The following is a 20,938-nucleotide window of genomic DNA, read 5'->3' on the forward strand; positions in this document are numbered from 1 at the left end:
CGGGCGTCGGCTCGGGCTACGGCGCGAATCTAATGCCGCATCGGCCGACGTCAACGGCCGGCGAAGCGCTCGAGCATTGGCGCGAACACGGAGACTTGAGCGCTCGCCTCGGCGAGCGGCGCGCCGAGGCCGCTGGCGGTCGTCACCCCGAAGGCCAGCATCGCCGCGGCGAGCGGCGGGCCAAGCACGGCGAGAGCGCGGGTGTCGAGGAAGCCCGGCCGAGACCCCACCCCGCTCGCGAGGAGCAGGGCGGCGACGTCGAGCAGCGCGCCCGCCACCGGCCCGGCCACGTGAGACGCGCGCGCGCCCGCCCACGCGAGGGACGCGAGGGTGGTGAAGAACGCGACGCCGAACGCCGCGCGCGAGACGGTCGGGCTGCGCGCCGCGACGACCCTCGCGAGGCGCGCCGCGACCGACGCGATCGCGGCCATCGCGAGCAGCGCGCCGATGGCGTACGTGACGCCCGCGAGCGCGTGGTGGTGGGTCTTCGCGCGGAGCACGGTGCCGAAGAGGACGAGGCTCGGCAGGGTGAGCGCGCAGAAGAAGAAGAGGGTCGTGCCGTGCTCGCGCGCGCGCTCGACCATGAAGGAGCGCGCTCCACGCCGCGCGCCTCGGAAGATGGAGACGAGCACCACGGCGGGCACGAGCGCCGCCGCGCCGACCATGCTCCACGACGAGACGAGCCCGACCTCGGGCAGCGCCCGCGCGAGGCGCAGCGCGGCGGGCGCCGAGCCGAGCAGCGCCACCACGAACGCCACGCCGACCGTGGTGCCGACGCGGAGGAGCGGCTCTCCGCCGGCGGCGGGGTCCTCGTCACGCGGATCGCTCGGCTGCTCGTGCGCTTCGCTCACGGGTGCACCTTACCACGGGCCCGCGAGGAGTCGGCGCGCGAGCGGCTCGCGACAGCCGCTCGCGACAACCGCTCGCAACAAAGTGGGCCGTTCGACGCCGCCGCTGCTACGCCCCTCGGAGCCATGTTGACCAGCGATCGCACCTCCTCACGGTTCGGAGAAGACCAGCCTTTGCGACTCGGAGCGGCCGGCTCCGAGTTCGTGGCCTCGCTCGCCCAGCGATCGGCCGAGGCGCGGGCGAGCCTCGGCGCGCTCGAGGCCGACCCAGGCAGCGCGGCCCTGTCCGACGAGCTGGGACGCCGCCTCTCCGCGCTCGCGCGGAGCGCGGGGGCGTGCCGGCTCTCGGAGCTCGAGCGTTCGCTCGAAGAGGGGCTCCGCCTCCTCGAGACCGCAGACGGAGAGCCGATCACCCCCTTCGCGATCGCGGGGTTGCGCGAGCTGCTCTTCGACCTGCCTGCGGTCGCGTGGGGCGAGACCCGAGGGCGGAGGAGCCGCCGGGAGGAGCGCGGCGAGCCGCTCACGACCCACACCGCGCTGGTGATCGGGCCGGAGGTCGTCGCCGACGCGCTCTCGACGCGAAGCGAGCGCGCGCGGACCTCGTTCGAGTGCCACCGCACCGAGGACGCGCAGGCCGCGATCGAGCTGGCGCACTCGGTGGCGCCGGACCTCATCGTGCTCGACGCCGACCTCGACGACGTGGCCGAGCTCATCGAAGCCCTCATGGACGATCCGCTGACAGAGCCTGTCCCCATGATCGTGCTCGGCAGCTTCGCCGACCCGAGCGAGGCGGGGCGCTACGTGGCGATGGGTGTATCTCGCACGCTCTCGAAGCCGCTCGGGCGCGCCGAGCTTCGCCACGTGTGCGAGGGCGCGGTGCTCACCTCCGAGAACCGCACGCAGCGGGTGACGCTGGGCGAGCCGAGCGTGGCCGAGCTCGGCGAGCGGCTCGCGGAGGAGCTCCGACGCGCGCTGGTCGACAGCGTCGACGAGCGCGGACGCGCGACCCGCGTCGCGCTGGGCGAGGGCACCGAGGTGCTCGGCGCCGTATGGGGCGCGATCGCCCGCGTCCGCGAGATCGTCACCGCGCGCACCGGGGGTGAGGTCCGCTTCTCCCTCGCGGCGCCCGAGGGGGCGATCGCGTTCGCGCCCCCGCTGCAGCTCGACGCGCCCCGGTACGACCGAGGTCCGCGCGCGCGCGGCGCGAACACCGAGGTCCGCCTCACGGGCCGGCGCGTGCTCGTTGCCGACGACGATCCTGGCGTGACCTGGTTCGTGGCGGATCTCCTCCGCGCGGCCGGCTGCGTGGTGACCGAGGCCGTCGACGGCGAGCAGGCCCTGGCCCTCGCGCACCGCACGAGCCCGGATCTCGTCATCAGCGACGTGCTCATGCCGGGCCTCGACGGCTTCGCGCTCTGCCGGGCCCTCCGGCGCGACGTCGCGCTCCGTGACACGCCGTTCCTCCTCCTCAGCTGGAAAGAAGACCTCCTCCAGCGCGTACGGGAGCTCGGCGCCGGCGCGGCGGGCTACCTGCGCAAGGAGAGCGACGCGCGCGCGATCGTCGGGCGCGTGCGCGAAGTGCTGCGGCCGCGCGCGCGCATCGAGGCGCGCCTCACGGGTGAGGGCGAGGTGCGAGGCCGCCTCGACGACCTCTCGGTGCGCTCGCTGCTCGAGATCGTGTGCGCGACGCGCCCGAGCGCCCGCGTGTCGGTGCGCGACGCGAGCTTCCTCTACGAGGTCGAGATCCGCGACGGCGCGCCGGTCGCCGCCATCCGCACGAGCTTCGACGGCGCGGTGGTCCGCGGGCCGCGCGCGCTGGCCGGTCTCGTGGGCGTGGGCGTGGGGCGGTTCGTCCTCGAGGACAGCGAAGGGGCGGTCGACGGGGACCTCGCCGGCAGCTTGCACGCGCAGCTCGCGCGGCCCATCGCGCTCGCGCGAGCCGCGACGCACCTCTGCACGGGCGTGCGCGCCATGGCGGTGGAAGAGCTCGTGTTCGACGACGACGCCCTCGCAGACGCGATGCGCGTCGCGACCCCGGAGGCGCGGCGCGTCGTCGACCAGCTGACGTGCGGCGCGACCGCGAAGGACCTCGTCATCGGCGGCCTCGTCGACGCCGCGTGGCTCGACGAGCTCATGGTCGACCTGTGCGCGCGCGGCGCGGTGCGCGCGATTTACGGGACGTCGCGCAGCGAGCTGCTCGAGCCGGCGATCGCGGCTCGGCTCGCTGAGGTCGCGCCGAAGGCCCCCGAGCCGCCCACTCCGAGCGACGCGCCCTACGAGGCGTCGCTGACCGCCTGCGGTGACAGCGAGAGCTTCGACCTCGCCGTCGATCGCGAGCGCGAGCGCGCGGGCCTCCCGCTCATGCCCGATCAGAGCCCGTCCTCCCTCCTCGGCGCGGTGATCCAGGAGCTCGACACGCGCGCCGCGAGGCCGACCACGCCGTCGCCGGACGCGCCGCTGGTCGAGCTCGCGCCGCTGAAGCCGCGCTCGTCGCCGCGCCTGCTCGAGGCGGCCGACGAGGAGGTTGAAATCCCGCGCGCCGACGCCGAGTCGACCGTCCTCGAGACCATCTACGGCGCCGACGAGGCCTCCCTCTCCATCCCGCTGCCCGAGCCCGAGGGCACCCCAGAGCCGCAGATCGCCGAGATCGCCCCGGAGGGCGCGCCGAAGAAGAAGACGCGCACGCCGTGGCAGATGCTGGCGCTGCTCTTCGGGATCGGAAGCGTCATCGCGCTGCTGGCGTTCCGCAGCGAGCGCGCGCCCGCGCCCGAGCGCTCCGCCGCGGCCGCCCAGCCCGTCGCGGTGACCGCGCCTCTGCCGGTGTACCGCGAGCAGGCGTCCGCGCCAGGGGTCGGGGGCCTGGAAATCCGCGGGGTTGGGGCCGGCGCGCTCTTCGTCGACGACGCGCCCCGCGCGGGCGAGAGCGGTCCCCTCACGTTGCCCGTCGGCCCACACGAGGTCCGCCTGGGCGACGCCCGGGTGTCGGTGGACGTGCGCGAGAGCACGGTCGCGACCGTCACCTTCTGACCCCGCTCGTGATCTCGCGGCCGGGGCGGGCCCGCCTGAGGTCCACCGGCGCGGCGCCCGTGCTAGAGGGTGCAGCGTGAGCCCGGCCGAGTCTTCGCGTCGACCCGCCCGCGCGCAGCTTCGCGCGGTCGCCCTCGCGGTCGCCCTCGCGGCGAGCGGCGCCGGCCTCGGGTGCCGAGGCTGCAGCGGCGCACCGAACGGCGCAGACGCGACCGCCCCGGCGCCATCGACCGCCGCGTCGACCGCGCGCGGGGGAGAGCCCAAGGTCGTCCTCGACTGGATCCGGCGCTTCGACGACTGCGCGCTCGGGCACCGCGGCGCGCTCCTCGACCTCGGCGATCCCACGATGCGCTCACGCTACGGGCCGCGGCTCGCGACGCCGGCGGTCGACGCCTTCGAGCGTGACGGGAGCACGTGGGTGCGCCCTCGATCGCGCGCGCTCAGCCTCTCGCTCGTGACGGCCGAGCCGCTCCTCGCCGAGTCGGGCCTCGCGATCTCCGCGCGCGTTCGCGGGGGCGCCTCGCGCACCCTCTCGGTGTCGCTCGACGGCCGGCCCATGGGCCACCTCGCGCTCACACACAACGAGGCGAAGGTGAGCGAGCTGCGCTCGCCGCAGGCCGCGCTCGAGGCCGGCGCCCACCAGCTGGATCTCCGCTTCGTCGGCGGCGGGAAGACCAGCCCCGACGCGCTCGGAGAGCTCGACTGGGTGCGGCTCGGCGCGTACGACGGCGACGCCGCCTACGCCGCGCCGACGCGGCGCGACGCGCTCGTGAGCACCCCCATCGGAGGCCGCAGCGAGCGGGCGCTCTCGCTCCGGGGCGACGCGTTCGCGCGGTGCACCGCGTTCATCCCCTCGGACGCCGTCTTCCAGGCCGATCTGGCGCTCACCGGGCCCGGCGAGGCCGACGTCGAGCTGCGCGTGCTGCGCGACCGCAAAGACCCGCGGGTCGTCGCGCAGCTCCACCTCGGCGCCGCGGACGCGGCCGCGTGGCGGCCTGTCGCGATCCCCCTCGGCGAGGTCGACACCACGGGGGCGGTCGAGCTCCGCGTCGTGCGGGCGCCGAAGGGCACCCGCGTGCTCTTCGGCGAGGCCCGCGTCGTGCGCACGAGCCCCGCGGCGCCGCGCGCGCCCTTCGCGCCGGCGCGTGGGGTCGTGCTCGTCGTGCTCGGCACGGTCGCGCCTCGCTCGCTCTCGGCCTTCGGCGGCGAGCGGGCCACGCCGGAGCTCGCGCGCCTCGCGGAGCGCGGCCTCGTCTTCGAGCAGAACCGCGCGACGAGCGCCCTCTCGAACGCCGTGGTGGCGTCGATGCTCTCGGGCGCGAGCCCGACCGAGCACGGGCTCGTCGACGGCGACGCGCGCCTCGTGAAGGGGCCGACGCTCGTGTCCGAGGCGGCGCGGCAGGCGGGCATCGCGACGGCGTTTTTCACTGCAAATCCAACCACTTCGGCGGCGTTCGGGTTCGACCGCGGCTGGGAGGTCTTCCAGGCCAAGGCCCCGCTCGGCGACGGACAGGCGACCGCGGTGTTCGACGAGGCCATTCGCTTCCTCGAGGCCCACAAGACCGGCCGGTTCTTCCTCACGATCCACGCCCGCGGCGGGCACCCGCCGTGGGACGCGAGCGACGAGCAGATGAAGGACCTGCCGCCCCAGAACTACACCGGCGGCCTCGACCCGAAGCACGCCGGCGAGCTCTTGGCGAAGGCGAAGCGGGTGCCGCCGGTCATTCGCTACACCGACGGAGACCGCGAGCGCGCCGCCGCGCTCCACACGCTCGCCGTCCAGGCGCACGACGCCGCGCTCGGCCGCCTCCTCTCTGCGCTACGGCTGAACGGTCAAGACGAGTCGACGACCGTGATCGTGACGGGCGACGTCGCCGCCGACGAGGGCGCGCACGTGCCGTTCGCAGAGTCCGACGCGCTCGACGAGGGCACGCTCGCGACGTTCCTCGTCGTGCGGCCGCACGCGGCGCTCCCCCTGAAGGCGGGCCGCGTGACGGCGCCAAGCGAGTCGATGCACGTCGCCTCGACCGTGCTCGACGCCTTCGGCCTGCGCGCGCCGCGCAACTACCGCTGGCCGAGCCTCTTCGAGCTCGCCGAGTCCCGCGACCGCGCCGACTCGACGCCCCGGGTCGCGGTCGCTTCGCAGCGGTTCTCGGCGCGCTTCGGCGATTTCGTGCTGTCGGGCGCGGGGGAGCGCGCGACCCGCCTCTGCGACCTCGCGCTCGAGCCCGCGTGCACCACGGACGTGCGCGCGACCCACCCGCTCGCGACCGAGACCCTGCACCGGCGCCTCTTCGACGAGCTCGCCACCGGCAAGCAGGTGCCCCGCGAGGACGCCCGCCTCGACCCGCCCGCGGCGGCGGCGCTCAAGGTCTGGGGTCGGTAGGACCTCGCCGCGCCCCCGAGCGGACATTTTCGGGCACGCGGCCCGCGATGTGCTATGGGGAGGGCGTCTGTGGGAGAGATGACCGAGTGGCCGAAGGTGCATGATTGGAAATCATGTGTGGGTGCAAGCTCACCAAGGGTTCGAATCCCTTTCTCTCCGCTGAGTTAGACGAGATCTTTGATGAGTTCCGCTCGTCCCGGGCCCACGTCCGGCGGGGTTGCTTAGAAGGCGGCCACGCGATTTCCGGTGCACATCTGCGCGCCGCGGCAGGGCGAGCCCAGCCCGCTTCAGCCCGCCTGGCGTTCGTCGCGTAGCGGCTCGCGAACCGCGAGACGGGCGAGACGGGCGAGACGGGCGGACGAGCTTCGGCGTCGGACAAGTCGTGCTTCGGCGGCGGCCTCACGATCACCGGCGACGCGTTCTACTGTGGCGAGTCGCTGTCGCTGACCAAGTACGACAAGACCTTCGCCAACCCGCTGAAGGTCGTGAGCGCCCTCGACTACCCGAACGCGCAAGCGCCCTGGGCGCCGGGTGTCTTCGGCTCCGAAGTGCTCGTCGCGTTCCGCGCGGAGAAGACCCCGATGCTCGCGGTGCCGGTCGCCGGGGGCACCGCCCGCAAGGTGGCCTGCGAGCTCGAAGGGCCGGTCGAGAGCGGAGCCATCGAGGGCGAGAACGCCTTCTTCATGGTGTCGCCGTTCGACAGGGCCGCGGGGAACCGAAAGAACCGACTCTACCGCCTCAAGATCACTCGGTGACCCGACTCCCCACGCGCAAGCGCTGCGCCGCCGGAGAGCAGCACGTCGGCGTCGGCGCTCGCGACGTGGCCAGCCGAACGGCGTTGGCGAACCCCCTGGGCACCGCGCGGACTCCGTGCCACGTTGGGGCATGACGGAAGGTCGAGACCCGCCAGGCCACCGCGACGACGACGACGACGACCGTGAGGCCATCCTGCGTCGACGGCGCGCGTTCGTGACCGCGGCGATGGCCGCCGCGGGCGGGGCGCTGCTCTCGGTCGCGTGCAGCTCCGAGCCGTGCCTGGCGTGCCCCATCAACGAAGGGTGTGCCTCTCCCCCGGGCCCCGCCGACGCCGCGGTCGCGGTGGACGCGGCCGACGCGGCCGACGCGAACGACGCGGCCGACGCGGCCGACGCTGCGCGGCTCGACGCTTCGACGGACGCCGACGCGGGTTCGTCCGACGCGGGTGACGCGGGCGACGCTGGCCGCGACTGACGCGCGACGCTCGGGCCGCGGCGAGGTCACCTCCCCCTCTTCGCTCGCAGGCTTCGCGCGCGGGTGGGAGCGACGCGCCGCGTGAGCGAAGCCGAGAACGAAGTTTGGGGGAGGTCGCGGGCGCGCAGGCCGGAGGCCGAGCACCCGCGGGTGGGGGCAACCCCGCGCTCCGCTCGCGCTCGGTCGCGCCTCCCGTTCCGGGCTGACCGGCTTACGCGCAGAACACCATCGCGGCGAACACGCCGACCAGGTACACGAGCGACACGCCGAAGAGGCTCCGGGCCCACTTGCGGTCGGCGCCGGGACGGGCGAGGCCGAGCACGCCGACGCCGAAGAAGAGCGCGCCGAGCAGCGACGCCGTGACGATGTACACAGGCCCACCCACGAGGCCGAGGGGGACGACGAGCAGCGACGAGGCCACGACCGGCACGAGCCAGCGCGCGATCGCGTGCTTGACCGCGTCGTCGCCCGTCACGTTTGGCATGACCACGAGGCCCGCGCGCGCGTACTCGCCCTTGCGGAACAGCGCGATGGCGAGGGAGTGCGGGACCTGCCAGGTGAACATGAAGGCGAACAGCACGAACCCGGCGAGATCGACGCGCCCGGTGACGGCCGTCCACCCGAGGAGCGGCGGGATGGCGCCGGGGATGGCCCCGACCAGGAGCGCGTGGTGCGAGCGCTGCTTCAGCGGGGTGTACGCGAGCACGTAGCTCAGGTTCGCGAGCACCGCGAGGAGCGCCGTGAGCGCGTTCACGCCGATGGCGAGGAGCGGCACCGAGAGCGAGGACGCCACGACCCCGAACCAGAGCGCGGCGCGCGGGGCCATTCGCCCGGTGGGGAGCGGCCGGTTCTTCGTGCGCTCCATCTTCCGGTCGAAATCGCGCTCGATGTACATGTTGAGCGCGTTGGCGCCCGCCACGATGAGGGCCGTGCCGAGGAGGGTGCTCAGCACGACGGGCCAGGTGAGCGCGCTGGCCCCCGTGGCGGTGAGCGAGGCGCGGTGCGCGAGCCACAGGCCGCCTGCCGTGGTGACGACGACCATCGTGGTGATCCGCGGCTTCGCGAGGGCCACGTAGTCGGCCAGCGCTGTGGACGCAACCGCACGACGAGACTCGCTTTTTTCGGATTCGAGCGAGGGTTCGACGGGTGCGGGCATGGCGGGGAGGCTCGGCGAGCGGCGCGGTGCCGGAGGCGCGAGGCCAGGGGCCGTATAGGTAGCGTGGTGCCTAAGGTCAAGGAAAACGGGGGTGGCTCGCGCCGCGACGGCAGCCCATGTCCGTTTTCCGCCAGGAGGGGCCGGAGCGGGTAACCTTGGGGGCCCGCGGGCTCACGGCGAGCCCCGGGAGGGAGCACACCCACCGCATGGCGACCGACATCCTGGCGGCCCTCGAGGCCCCCCTCGACAACGAGGAGGCGCTGCTCGACCACATGCTGCTCGCGCTCACGCGCGGCGAGCTGCCCCCCGGCTCCTGGGAGGCGCTCACGGCGGCCGCGCTCCGCGACGATCGCGTTTCGGAGCTCGCCTTCGCCTTCGAGCTGGTGATGCAGGGCAAGCGCCTGAAGAGCGTGTCCAGCCAGACCGGCGCCGAGTTCCTGGTGAACGCGTCGGCGTTCTTCCTCCAGGCGCTCGGAGACGACTTCGGCGCCATCAGTTACCTCGAGCGCGCGATCGCCCTCTCGCCCAGCTACCTCCCGGCCTTCGAGGGCCTCGACCGCGCGCTCACGCAGGCCGGCGAGCACAAGAAGCTCGCGGACCTCTGCTTCTCCACGGTCACCCACCGTCACGACGTGGGCGAGAAGATCGCCCTGCTCCGCCGGGCCGCGGCGCTCTACGAGCCGCTCAGCGCCCAGGAGGACCGCGGGGTCGACGTTCTCCAGATGCTCCTCAAGCTGGTGCCGGACGACGTCGAGGCGCGCGTCGCGCTCGAGGGCCGTTACATCAAGCAGAACCGCCACCGCGACGTGGCGAAGCTGCTCGAGGGCGCTCTCACGACGACGCCCGAGCCGACGGAGGAGGAGGCCTCCACGATCCGGCAGCGCCTCATCGACCTCTACTCGAACCACCTTCAAGAGCCCGAACGCGCGCTCCCGCACGCCGAGCTCGTGCTCGCGGCCGACGCGTCTCACGAAGAGGCGCGTCGCGTCGCGGAGCGCCTCCTCGTCAACAAGGCCAACGCAGGGCGGGCGGCCGCGGCGCTCTCCCGCGCAGCGTTCGTCACCGGCAGCGTGGTCGAGATGGAACGCTTCCTCGTCATCGAGCTCGAGCACACTCGGGGCGCGAAGCGCTTCGGCGTGCTGAAGCGCCTCGGCACGCTCCGGCAGGACTCCCTCCAGCAGAACGCCGCGGCGTTCGAAGCTTTCGACGCGGCGCTCGCCATCGACCCCACGGACGACGACCTGCGCGCGCGCTACGTCGAGCTCGCCGTCGCGCTCGGCACCGCGCTCGACGCGGCCCGCAGCCTCACGCGCGTGGCGACCGCCGCGAAGGAGCTCCCCGTGCGCTCGCGGATCGCCGCGGAGGCCGGCGTGCTGCTCCGCATCGGGGGAGACCTGCGCCGGGCGCGCGCGACGTTCGTCAGCATTCTGGGCATGCCCGAGGCCGATCCCACGGCGATTCTGCGCGCCGCCCACGAGCTGGTCGACGTGTACACGACCGAGGGCGACACGCGCGCCCTCGCCGACGTGCTCGACAAAGTCGGGGAGCTCGAGCCCGACCCCGAGCTGCGGCGATCGGCGAACGAGCAGCTCGCCGAGCTCGCCGCGTCCCGGGGCGACGACGCGCGGGCCATCGTCGCCTTCACCCGGCTCATCGAGAGCCCGAGCCGCGCGCACGCGCTCGCCGAGCTCGAGGTCTTGCACGAGCGGTGCCAGAACTACGCCGAGCTGGCCCAGGTGCTCCTCGAGCGCGAGAAGGAGGCGGGCTCGCGCGCGGAGGCGCGCCAGCTGGCGTTCCGCGCCGCCGAGATCCTCACGCAGCAGGGGGACGACGTCGAGAAGGCTGCGGCGGCGTGGCGCGGGATCGCCGAACGCTACGGCGCCACGCGCAACGTGCATCTTGCATGGATACCGCTGCTCGAGGCGCAGCGCGATTGGCCCGCGCTTGCGGAGGTGCTCGCGGCCGACGCGGACATCGCGCCCGAGGCCGAGCGCGCCGCGATCCTGGCCCGCCTCGGCCACGTGCACCTCACGCGGCTCGCCGACGAGGCCGAGGCCTTCGAGATCTTCTCGCGGGTGCTCGAGTTCGATCCGCAAGAGCCCACGACCCGCGGCACGCTCGAGAAGCTCCTCTCGAATAAGCCGCTCCGCGCTCGCGCCGCGGAGGTGCTCGAGCCCGTGTACCGCACCGAGCGCAACACCGCCGGCCTCTTGCGAGTGCTGGAGGTGTGCGTCGAGGAGGCCGACGGCCTGCCCGCGCGCCTCGGGGCGCTGCTCGAAGCGTCACGCGTGGCCGAGGAGACCATGCCGGAGCGCGCCGTCGAGCTCGCCGCGCTCGGTCTCCGCGACGCCGCTCACGGCCGCGATCATGTGCTGCCATGGCTCGAGCGCGCGGAGCGCCTCTCGCTGGGGCTCGACGCGAAGCGGCGGTCGGCGCTGTTCTCTGCGGCCCTCGGCGAGCTCGAAGTCGACTCCCCGGGGCTCCTCGCGCTCGCGCGGCGCGCGGGCGACGCGCTGTCGCTCGCCGGCGACGTGGCCAGCGCCCTCGGTGTGTACCGGCGCGCGCTCGCGTTCGAGCCGTCGTCCGAGGAGCTCATGTCGCGGGTCGACGAGCTGCTGAAGGAGCAGGGCAACGCGGAGGAGCGCGTCGCCCTCTACCGGTCCGCCCTGGAGCAGGGCCCCGAGCGCGAGCGGCGCCGGCAGCTCCTCCACGGCATCGGGTCGATCGAGCGCTATGAGCTCTTGAGCCCTCACGCGGCGATCGATGCCTACCAGCGCGCGCTGGCAGACGACCCGAACGATCGCGAGGCGTTTGCCGCGCTCGCGGCCCTCTTCGCCGAGACCGAGCGGTACGCGGAGCTGTGCGACGTGCTCGAGGGCAGCCTCGAGACCGTGTCGCCGGAGGAGTCGCGCCGGCTGCGCGCGCAGCTCGCGGACGTCGCCGCGGCGCACGGGCAGCCCGATCGCGCACGGCACCACCTCGCCGTGCTGCTCGCCGACGCGGCCCTCGCGGGGGTCGAGCTCACCGTCGTCGAGCGCGTCGCGACGACATTGAAGGACGCCGACCTCGCGGAAGCCGTCCTCGAGCGGCGCCTGCGCGAGACCCCAGACGTGCGCGAGCACGTGGACCTGCTCGAGCGGCTCGGCACCCTCGCCCTCGAAGGCAAGGACGACCCGGACCGCGCGAAGGAGCGGTTCCGCGCCGCCGCAGACCTCGCGCTCGCGCTCGGAGAGCAGGACGCGGCGGTGAGGCTCTACGAGACCCTCCTGCGGGTGGCGCCCTTCGACGTGGGAGCGGCGACCGAGCTCGTGAGCCTCTCCGAGGAGCGCGGCGCGTTCGACCGGCTGCCGGCGCTGCTCGACATCCTGCTGGCCTCGGAGGACGAACCGCGGGCGCGGGTCGCCCTGATGCTGAAGAAGATCAAGGTGTTGTCGCAGTCCCTCGGCGACCACCGGGCCGCCCTCGCGACGGCCGCTGCAGCGTTCGACGTGTCGCCCGAGGACCGCGCGGTCCTGTCGATGTTCGGAGATCTCGCGGTGCGCACGGGCGACACGGATCTGTTCTGTGACGCGCTCGACGCGAAGCTCACGGCCAACGCTGACGGCCGCGACAAGGCCCTCCACGCGGATCTCGTGCTCGCGAAGGCGCGCCTGCTCGGCCGCGATCCGGAGCGCTACGAGGAGGCGGCGCTCGCTTACCGCAGCGTGCTCCGTGGGAACGTGCTCGACCACGCGCGCACGGCGAGCGCGCTCGTCGAGCTCGAGGAGCTCGCGCTGTCGGACGCGGCCCCGCTCACGCTGGCGGACGGCTCGATCGACGGCGGCGGCTCGCGGCACGGGGACCTGCGCTGGGTGTGGAACTTTCGCGTCGAGAGGGCCGACGACGCCGAGCGCGCGACGCTGCTCTCCCGCTGGGCCGAGGCGGAGGAGCGCGTGCTGGGCGACGCCGAGCGCGCGCTGCTCCTCTACCGGCGCGTCGTCGAGCTCGACCCCGAGCAGACCGACGCGCTCGACGGAGTAGCCCGCCTGTCGCTCGCCGCGGGCGACGTCGAGGGCACCGTCGCGGCGCTCCAAGCGCGCCGCGAGAGGATGAACGGCGAGGCGCGCAACCTGCTCGACCTCGACATCGCGGAGATCCTGCTGTCGCGCACGACGCGCCTCTCCGAGGCCCTCGCCAGCGTCGCGGCGGTGCTCGAGTCGACGCCGCACGATCCGCGCGCGCTGGCGCTCGGATCGCGGCTGTTGCGGGCCCCCGCCGTGCGCACTCGCGCGGTCGAGACGTTCGATCGCGCGCTCGAGCTCGCCGAAGACCTCGACGCGAAGGTGGCCATTCTGCGCGACCTCATCGCGAGCGCGGAGGAGGCGGGCGAGACCCCCGACGCGCTCTTCCGCTGGTACGAAGAGGTGGTCGACCTCCAGACCAGCCGAGGCCACAGGTCCGAGGCGCTCGAGGCCGTGCTCCACGCGGCGGCACGGATCCCGACCAGCGCCGCGCTGTGGGACCGCGCCGAGGCGCTGTGCCGCGAGCTCGAGACGCCGTCGCCGGTCGCCGAGCTCTACGAGTCCACGCTCGACGGATCGCTGTCGCGCGAAGACGCGGTGGAGCTCGGCAAGCGGGCGGTGTCGTTCTTCGAGGAGTGGTTCGACGACTCGAACCGGAGCGCCCGCGTGCTCGAGCGTATCCTCGAGACCGACCCCAACGAGCCGTGGGCCTTCGATCGTCTCAAGCTTTTGTTCGACGCCGAGGAGCGCTGGACGGATTTGTTCGGGCTCTTCGACCGGGCGATCGTGGCGGCGCCCACCGACACGCGTACGGAGCTGCTGGAAGAGGCGGCGCAAGTCGCGAAGGACTTCGCGAGCGATCCGATAAAGGCCATTGACTACCTCGAGCAGCTCCGCGCGCTCACGCCGAACGTGGCGAGGGTCGACGCCGCGCTCGAGCGCCTCTACGAGCGCACCGGGCGATTCCGCGAGCTCATCGCGCTCTACACGAGCCAAATCCCGAACCTCGCGGAGCGCGAAGGTCAGGACATCCGCGCGCGCATCGCGCAGATCTGGGTGGACGAGCTGAAGGACGTCGCCGCGGCGCTCGCGATCGTCGAGGACCTCGTCGCGCGGGAGCAGGACCTCGGGCCACGAAGAGACGTCGAGGCGATCCTCGAGCGGATCCTCGCGTCCACGAGCCCGAGCGCCGACGCGGGCCGTGACGACGCGAAGTCGACGCGCCCGTCCGGAAAGCGCGCCGGAGCCCGGCAGCGCGCGGCGGCGATCCTGAAGGAGCGTTACGCCGCCAGCCAGCAAGAGGGCGACCTCGTGCGCATCCTGGAGGTCGAGCTCGAGGCCGTGAAGGGCGCCAAAGAGCGCGCGCGACGCCACGAGCAGATCGCCGTGCTCCACGAGACGCTGGGCGATCCGCGCGACGCGCTGGACCACGTGGTGCAGCTCGTCCTGCTCGAGCCGACCGTCAAGAGCCACCGCGATCACCTGGAGCAGCTGGCGAGCCGCGTCAACGACTTCCCTCGGCTCGTCGAGGTCCTCGTGGAGGTCGCCGACCGCTGCGACGACGAGACCCTCCGCGTCGAGCTGACCCTGCACGCGGGCTTGGTGGTCACCGAGCGCCTGGGCGACGCCGATCAGGCGATCGAGCTGTTCGGGCGAGTGCTCGCGAGCCCGCAGGCGTCCGATGAGGCGCTCCTCGCCGCGTGTCGGGCGACCGAGCCGCTGCTCGCCGCGGCGCATCGGAGCCTCGAGCACCTCGACGTGCTCGAGCGGCAGGGGGCCCTCGAGCCCGAGCCCGAGGTGCGGTACGCGGTGTTCGCGAAGGCCGCTCGGCTCGCCACCGACGCCCAGGAGCTCGAGCGCGCGACCTGGGCGTGGGAGGCGTGCCTCGAGCTCGTGCCCGGCGACGCGGCCTCGCTCGACGGCCTCGTGGGACTCTTCGACCGCACCGGGCAGAGCAAGGAGCTCGCGGCGGTGCTCGGCGTGAGGTGCCGCCTCCCCGCACGCTCTACCGCCGCGCGGCGGGCCGACTACGTGCGCATCGCGAACCTGCTCGGCGAGACCCTCGGCGAGGTCGAGGAGGCCATCCGCGCCTGGGACGCGGAGGAGCAGGAGTTCGGCGAGTCCGACGAGAACATTCGCGCGCGCCTCTCGCTGTATCGCGCGTCGCGCCAGTGGGAGAAGCTCGCGGCGCTCCTCGAGCGCGCAGCGCACCGCCAGGCCTCCCCGGACGTGCAAGCGTCGTTCTTGTGCGAGCTCGGCGACGTAGCGCGCGAGTATCTGGAGACGGGCCCCACCGCCGTCGCGAGCTACGAGTCCGCGCTCCAGAAAGACCCTCGAAACGAGGGCGCGCGCGCCGGGCTCCGGGCCCTTCTCCGTCGCCCCGAGGTGCGCGCCGAGGCCGTGCGCGTGCTGCTCTTCGCGTTCTCCGCGACCGACGAGTGGCGGAGCACGCTCGAGCTCACAGAGCACCGGATCGCCACGGCCAAGGACGGCCCAGCGCGCATCGCCGTGTTCCACGAAGCCGCGCAGCTCTCGGAGCGACGCGGCGACGATCGCGAGACCGCGTTCTCGCTGATCCGCCGCGCGTTCCTCCTCGACCCGGGCCGCGCCGACACGGCGACCGAGCTCTTCCGCCTCGCAGAGGCCACCCGGCAGTGGCGCTCGGTGGCCGACGCCCAACGCGAGGCCATCGAGGCGAAGGAGAGCATCGAGGCCGAGCCCCCGTGGCTGCCCGGACTGCGCACGCGCATGGGCGAGGTCCTCGAGACCCGCCTCGACGATCCTCGCGCGGCGCTGGTCGCCTTCGCGCGTGTCGCGGCCGACGACGCGAACAACCTCGAGGCCGCGCGCGCCACCATCCGCAACGCGGGGCGAGTCATGCGCTGGGACGCGGCGTCGCGTGCCCTCGTCGAGTCGGCGTTCGCGGCGAGCTCCCTCCCGCCGGCGCTGGTCGCGACCTTCGAGGAGGCCGCGACCGCGGCGACCGCGTGGGACGCCGCGACCTTCGCGCTGGCCGCCGTCGTGTCCGATCGTGCCGAGTCGTCCGACCTCGCGAGGGAGCTCGAGACCCAGCTCGCGCGGTGGCACCGCGATCGAAGGAGTGACCCCGACAGCGCGGAGGCCGCGTTCTCCCGCGCGCTCGCGCACGGGCGCGACGTGCCAGAGCTCCTCGCCGAGCTCGCGCAGCTCCAGCGGCGCTCGCGTGGGCGCCCCCTGATCGACAGCCTCCTCCGCCTCTCCAACACCACGGGCGGCGACCTCGACCTGCTCCGCGAGGCGGCCGACACGGCGCGCGACCACGTCGCCGATCGCGCCCTCGCCAAGTCGATCCTCACGCGGCTGGTGAAGCTCGCGACCGATCGCTGGGTCGGCGAAGACGCCGACACCGCGGTGTCGTCCGGCATGCCCGCAGAGCCCGCGGGGTACATCCGACAGGGCGTGCGGGAGCTCGTGGACATCCAAAAAGCCGAAGGGGACCTCGAGCGCGTCACCGGCCTCTTGCTCGAGACCTCACTTCTGCCCTTCCCGCGCGGTGAGTCTCGCGCCCTGCGGTTCGAGGCGGCTGGGCTCTTCGCCAGCGAGCTCGACGCGTCGGACCGCGCGATCACTCTCTACGAGCGTCTGTTCGAGGAAGATCCGAGCGACGAGCAGGCCGTCCGCGCGCTCGGGGCCATCCTCACGCGCGAGGGCCGACCGCGTGAGCTGCTCGCGCTCGCGCGGCGCCGCGTGGAGGTGTGCGAGGGCCGCAGCGCGCGGCTCGTGCTCCGCATCGAGACGGCCCGCATCGAGGCGCAGCTCGGGGACTCCGCGCAGGCCATGGCCACCCTCCGCGCCAACCTCGACGAGAGCCCTCGACACGGCGAGACCGTCACCGAGCTCGTGACGCTCCTCGAGCGAGAGCGCAGCTTCACGGAGCTCGCCGCGCTCTACGCCACGCAGGCGGAGCGCGCCGAGGCGGACGTGGAGCCCGCCGAAGCCGCCGAGTGGTTCGAGCGCGCCGCAGAGGTCGCGTCAGCGCGGCTCGCCCAGCCCTCGCTAGCCGCCCAACACTACCGGCGAGTCATCGCCCTCGAGCCCCGCCCCACGGCGCTCGCGGCCCTCGCGAAGCTGGCAACCGACGCCGCGGAGCATGGCGACGCAGCCGAGTACCTCGATCAGCTCCGCCAGGTGAGCCGCGGCAAGGAGCGCGTCGACGTCGTGCTCCGCATGATCTCCGCGCTCCTCAAGGCCGATAGGCTGGTCTTGGCGATCGAGCGGCTCGAGGAGGAGCTCGCGCGCACACCCGAGGCCGAGCCCCTCCGCGCGCGCCTACTCGCTACCTACCGAGAGCGCGACGACTTCGCCAACCTCGCTCGCACCCTCACGGCGGGCGCGCAGTACGCGCCGGACAAGGCGACCCGGCTCTCGCGGCTGCGCGAGGCCGCCGAGCTCTACTGCACCGAAGTGCGTGAGCCAGAGAGGGCGATCCCGCTGCTCGAGATGGCCCGCGATCTGGCGCCCGAGGAGCGCGCAGTGCGGCTCGCGCTGTCCGACGCGCTCGGCCTCAGCGGCCGCATCGACGAGGCCCGCGTGATGCTCCGCGCCATCATCGACGACTTCGCGGGGCGACGTCCGAAGGAGCGCGCGCCGGTGCACTACCACCTCGCGCGACTCGATCTGGTCGTCGGCGATCGCCCCCGCGCGCTCGTGGAGCTCGACGCGGCGACCCGCATCGACCCCGCGAACCCCGAGATCCTGCGCACGCTGGCCGAGCTCTCACGCGACGACGGGCAGCTCGATCGCGCCGAGCGCTCGTACCGGGCCCTCCTCACGGTGCTGCGGCGCCACGACGGGCTCCAGGGCGCCGCGGGGATCTCCCGCAGCGAAGTGCTCGTGGAGCTCGCCGAGATCGCCCAGCGCCAAGAGCAGCACGATCGCGCGGCCGAGCTCTTCGAGTCCGCGCTGGAGGTCGCCGTAAACAACGACGCCGAGGGTCGACGCCTGGAGCGCTCGCTGCGAGAGCGCGAGAACTTCCACGGCCTCGTGCGCGCCCTCGCGCAGCGCCTCGCGAAGGGCCGCGCCGAGGCGCGCGACGCTCGCGATTTCGACGGCACGGCCGAGCTCGCCCGCGTACTCGACGAACACCTGCAGAGCCCCGAGGCCTCGCTGGACGCGTGGCTCGAAGCGATCACGATCCGCCCAGGGTCGCAGCTCGCGCACGAGCAGTCCCTCGAGCTCGCCGAGCGGCTCGGGCTCGTGGCACGCTACGCCGGAGAGCTGCGAGAGCTCGCGCGGGTCACCGAGAAGCCCGCGTCGATGGCCGCGGAGCTGCACCAGCGCCTCGGGCGCGTCTACGAGACCGGCGTGCACGACCCGCAGGCCGCGGTCGCCGCGTACGAGCGAGCCCACGAGCTGGATCCGAGCTCGCACGCGACGCTCGAGGCGCTCGATCGCATGTACGAGGCGTTGGGCGACGAGGCCGGTCAGGCCCGCACTCTCGCCGCGCGCATCGCCCTCGGGAAGGAGTCCAGCGACGCGCTCTACCGCCTCGCGCAGCTCCAGTTCAAGTCGAAGGTGACGGTCGACGACGCATGCGACGCCCTCGAGGACGCCCTCGAGAGCGAGCCGCTCCTCGAGCGTGCCGAGCCCATCCTCCGCCACGCGGCCGAGGCCCACCCGGGCGAGGAGCGCGTGCTCGCGCTGTATGAGCGCGTGGGGCGGCAAGGGTACCCGCGCGCGCTCGTCGACGCGCTCACTCGACGCTGGGCGGCGGGGCTCGCCGAGGCCTACGTGCTGCGCGAGGCCGTCGAGACCGCGCGAGGCCTGCCCGACGCCGATCTCGCGGAGTTCTGGCTCCGTCGATTCCTGGAGCGCGACGGCCACGCGACCGAAGATCGCCTCTGGGCGCTCGTCGAGCTCGCCACCCTGCGCGTGGAGAAGCAGGACTTCGCCGAGGCCATCTTGCTGAAGCGCGAGGCCGCGGAGACCGCCGAGGGAGAAGACGCGCGCGCGCTCTACTTCGAGGTCGCCGATCTCGCCGCCAACGCTCTCGGAGATCTGCACTTGGCCGCGCAGACCTACGAAGACCTGAGGCTCGACAACCCGGAGGACCGCGCCGCCTGGGAGCCGCTGTTCGCGGTCTACGAGCGCATGAACGAGCACGAGAAGGTCGCGCAGTTGCTCGGCCAAGTAGCCGATGTCGTTGACGATCCAGCCGAGCGCTCGCGGCTCCGGCTCCGGCGCGTCGAGCTCGGCATCGACAAGCTTGGCCTTGGTGACGAAGCCGCCTCGCAGCTCAAGGAGATCCTCGACGAGGACCCGAGCCAGGCCGACGCGGCGATCCTGCTCGGCGGCATCCTCGAGCGCAACGGCCGCGAGGAAGAGCTCGTCGAGCTGCTCACGAACCAGCTCTACGCCGCCCTCGACCGCAGCGACACGCCCTCGATCGTCTCGCTCTCTCGACGGCTCGGCGCCTTGCTCGAGACCCGCGCGCCAGACCAAGCGCGCGACGTCTACCGGCGGATGCTCGACGTGAAGGGCGAGGACGCCGACGCCCTCGCGCGCCTCGCCCGACTCTCGGGCGAGTGCGGCGACCCTCGCGAGCGAGCAGACGCCCTCGAGCGCCTGCTCGCGATCACTACCGGCGAAGGCGCCGAAGGGCTGGCGCTCGAGCTCGGCGCGCTGTTCCGGTCGCACGAGGAGCCGGCGCGGGCCCGTGCGGCGTTCGAGCGAGGGTTCGCGGCCTACCCGCAGAGCGCCCGCCTCCGGGCCGAGCTCGAGGGCTGCTACCGCGAGGACGGCGCCTGGGCGGAGCTCGCGGCCATGTACGAGCTCGAGGCCGGCGCGCTCACGAACGCCGCGCGCAAGGTCGCCACTCTTCGGCTCGCCGCCGCGGTCTACCGCGACGAGCTCCGCCAGAACGGCGAGGGCGCCCGCGTCATGCGGATCGCCCGCGCGACGGTGCCGGACGACCTCAACGTGCTGCGGGAGCTCACGTTCCTCCTCATGGCCTCGGGCGAGCTGGAGGCAGCCGCCGAGGAGCTGGGCCACGCGCTCGCGGAGCTCCCCGCGGACAACCCCGAGCGCGCCAGCCTGCTCTCGGAGCGGGCGGTCCTGAGCGCGCAGCTCGGGCGCGACGAAGAAGCCACGGACGACTGGGAGGACGCCCTCCTCGCCGGCGACCGGATGGTGCTCGAGCCGCTCTGCGCACACCTCGGGCGCGTCGCGACGAAGGCGAGCCACGCGGGCGACACGAAGGCGTTCCGCAAGTGCCGCCTGCGCCTCGCGGAGCTGCGCCACGAGGCGGGGCAGACCGACGAGTCCCGCGCCATCCTCACCGAGCTCTTGAAGGCCGACGGACGCGACCGCGAGACCATCCGGGCCCTCGCGCGCCTCGAGGAGCAGCTCGAGCGGTGGGACGCCGCCAGCGCCTCGTACCGCCGCCTCGTCGCCCTCGAGGAGAAGGACGGCATCGTCGACGTGGCGCTGCGCCTCGCGAACGCGTGCGAGCGCGCGGGGCGCCTCTCGGACGCGCGCGGCGGCGTCGAGCGCGCGCGCGTAGCCGAGCCTCAGAACCAGGCGCTCCGCGACGTGCTCGAGCGCATTTACAACGAGACGCTCGCGCTCCGCGAGCTGGCCGAGCTCTACCTCGAGGACGCGCGCGCCGCGATGGACGTGGCGGGTCGCTTCTCGCACCTCATCCGCGCAGGCTCGCTCCTCATCCAGCACGGCCAAGACCCCGAGGTCGCGATCGAGCCCCTCGAGGAGGCGCGCTCGCTCCGGCCGAACGATCTCGACTGCGTGGCCTTGCTGGCCGACGCTTACACGGCCGGCGGTCGCTACGCCGAGGCCAGCGACGTGCTAGGCGCGGCGGTCACGGCGCACAAGGGGCGGCGGAGCCGCGAGCTCTCGACGCTCTACCACCGCCTCGCGCGGGTGGCGCAGGCGACGGACGATCGCGGCGCCGAGCTCCAGCACCTCACCACGGCGCTCGACATCGATCCGCAGAGCGGCCACGTGGCGTCGGAGCTCGCCTACCTCGCCATGGAGCTCGGCGAATGGGACACCGCGTCCCGCGCGCTGCGCGCGGTGACCATGCTGAAGACCGCGGCGCCGCTCCCGCGCTCGCTCGCGTACCAGCACCTCGGCGAGATCGCTCAGGCCCAGGGCGACGCGCGACGCGCCGTGGGCTTCCTGAAGCGCGCCCTCGACGAGGACCCGAGCCTGGAGACCGCGCGCGAGCTGCTCGATCAGCTCTCCTGACGGCGGGCGCGCTCCCCAGAACTAGTGCACACTGCATGCGATCGCTGCG

General features: G+C 73.6%; 6 protein-coding genes, 1 tRNA gene and 1 pseudogene. 6 read left to right on the plus strand and 2 right to left on the minus strand.

The genetic code is table 11. The annotated features are described in order from the left end of the window. Positions 1–50: 50 nt before the first annotated feature. Positions 51–851 (minus strand): hypothetical protein, encoded by an 801-nt coding sequence (locus tag IPQ09_07275; protein MBL0194015.1) that lies wholly within the window; start codon positions 849–851, stop codon positions 51–53. Between the two features lie 750 nt (positions 852–1,601). Between IPQ09_07275 and IPQ09_07280 the strand changes: the two are divergent. The 5 genes and pseudogenes from IPQ09_07280 (at position 1,602) to IPQ09_07300 (ending at position 7,491) form a co-directional block, all read left to right on the plus strand. Continuing rightward, positions 1,602–2,255, plus strand: a pseudogene (locus IPQ09_07280) (response regulator). Positions 2,256–3,951: 1,696 nt separating this feature from the next. Next, positions 3,952–6,261 (plus strand): sulfatase-like hydrolase/transferase, encoded by a 2,310-nt coding sequence (locus IPQ09_07285; protein ID MBL0194016.1) that lies wholly within the window; start codon positions 3,952–3,954, stop codon positions 6,259–6,261. 72 nt (positions 6,262–6,333) lie between these two features. After that, positions 6,334–6,420 (plus strand) — tRNA-Ser (locus IPQ09_07290). Positions 6,421–6,746: 326 nt separating this feature from the next. Next, entirely contained in the window at positions 6,747–7,016 is a 270-nt protein-coding gene (locus tag IPQ09_07295) for a hypothetical protein (GenBank protein ID MBL0194017.1), read from the plus strand. A gap of 130 nt (positions 7,017–7,146) precedes the next feature. Beyond that, complete coding sequence (locus tag IPQ09_07300; protein MBL0194018.1) at positions 7,147–7,491, plus strand: hypothetical protein; 345 nt, start codon at positions 7,147–7,149, stop codon at positions 7,489–7,491. A gap of 211 nt (positions 7,492–7,702) precedes the next feature. On the opposite strand, the gene cyoE is transcribed toward IPQ09_07300, so the two are convergent. Beyond that, positions 7,703–8,647, minus strand: coding sequence for a protoheme IX farnesyltransferase (gene cyoE / locus IPQ09_07305; protein MBL0194019.1), 945 nt, complete (start codon positions 8,645–8,647; stop codon positions 7,703–7,705). Positions 8,648–8,853: 206 nt separating this feature from the next. Between cyoE and IPQ09_07310 the strand changes: the two genes are divergently transcribed. After that, positions 8,854–20,889 (plus strand): hypothetical protein, encoded by a 12,036-nt coding sequence (locus tag IPQ09_07310; protein ID MBL0194020.1) that lies wholly within the window; start codon positions 8,854–8,856, stop codon positions 20,887–20,889. Positions 20,890–20,938 lie beyond the last annotated feature (49 nt).

Source organism: Myxococcales bacterium (assembly GCA_016720545.1).
Classification (GTDB): domain Bacteria; phylum Myxococcota_A; class Polyangia; order Polyangiales; family Polyangiaceae; genus JAAFHV01.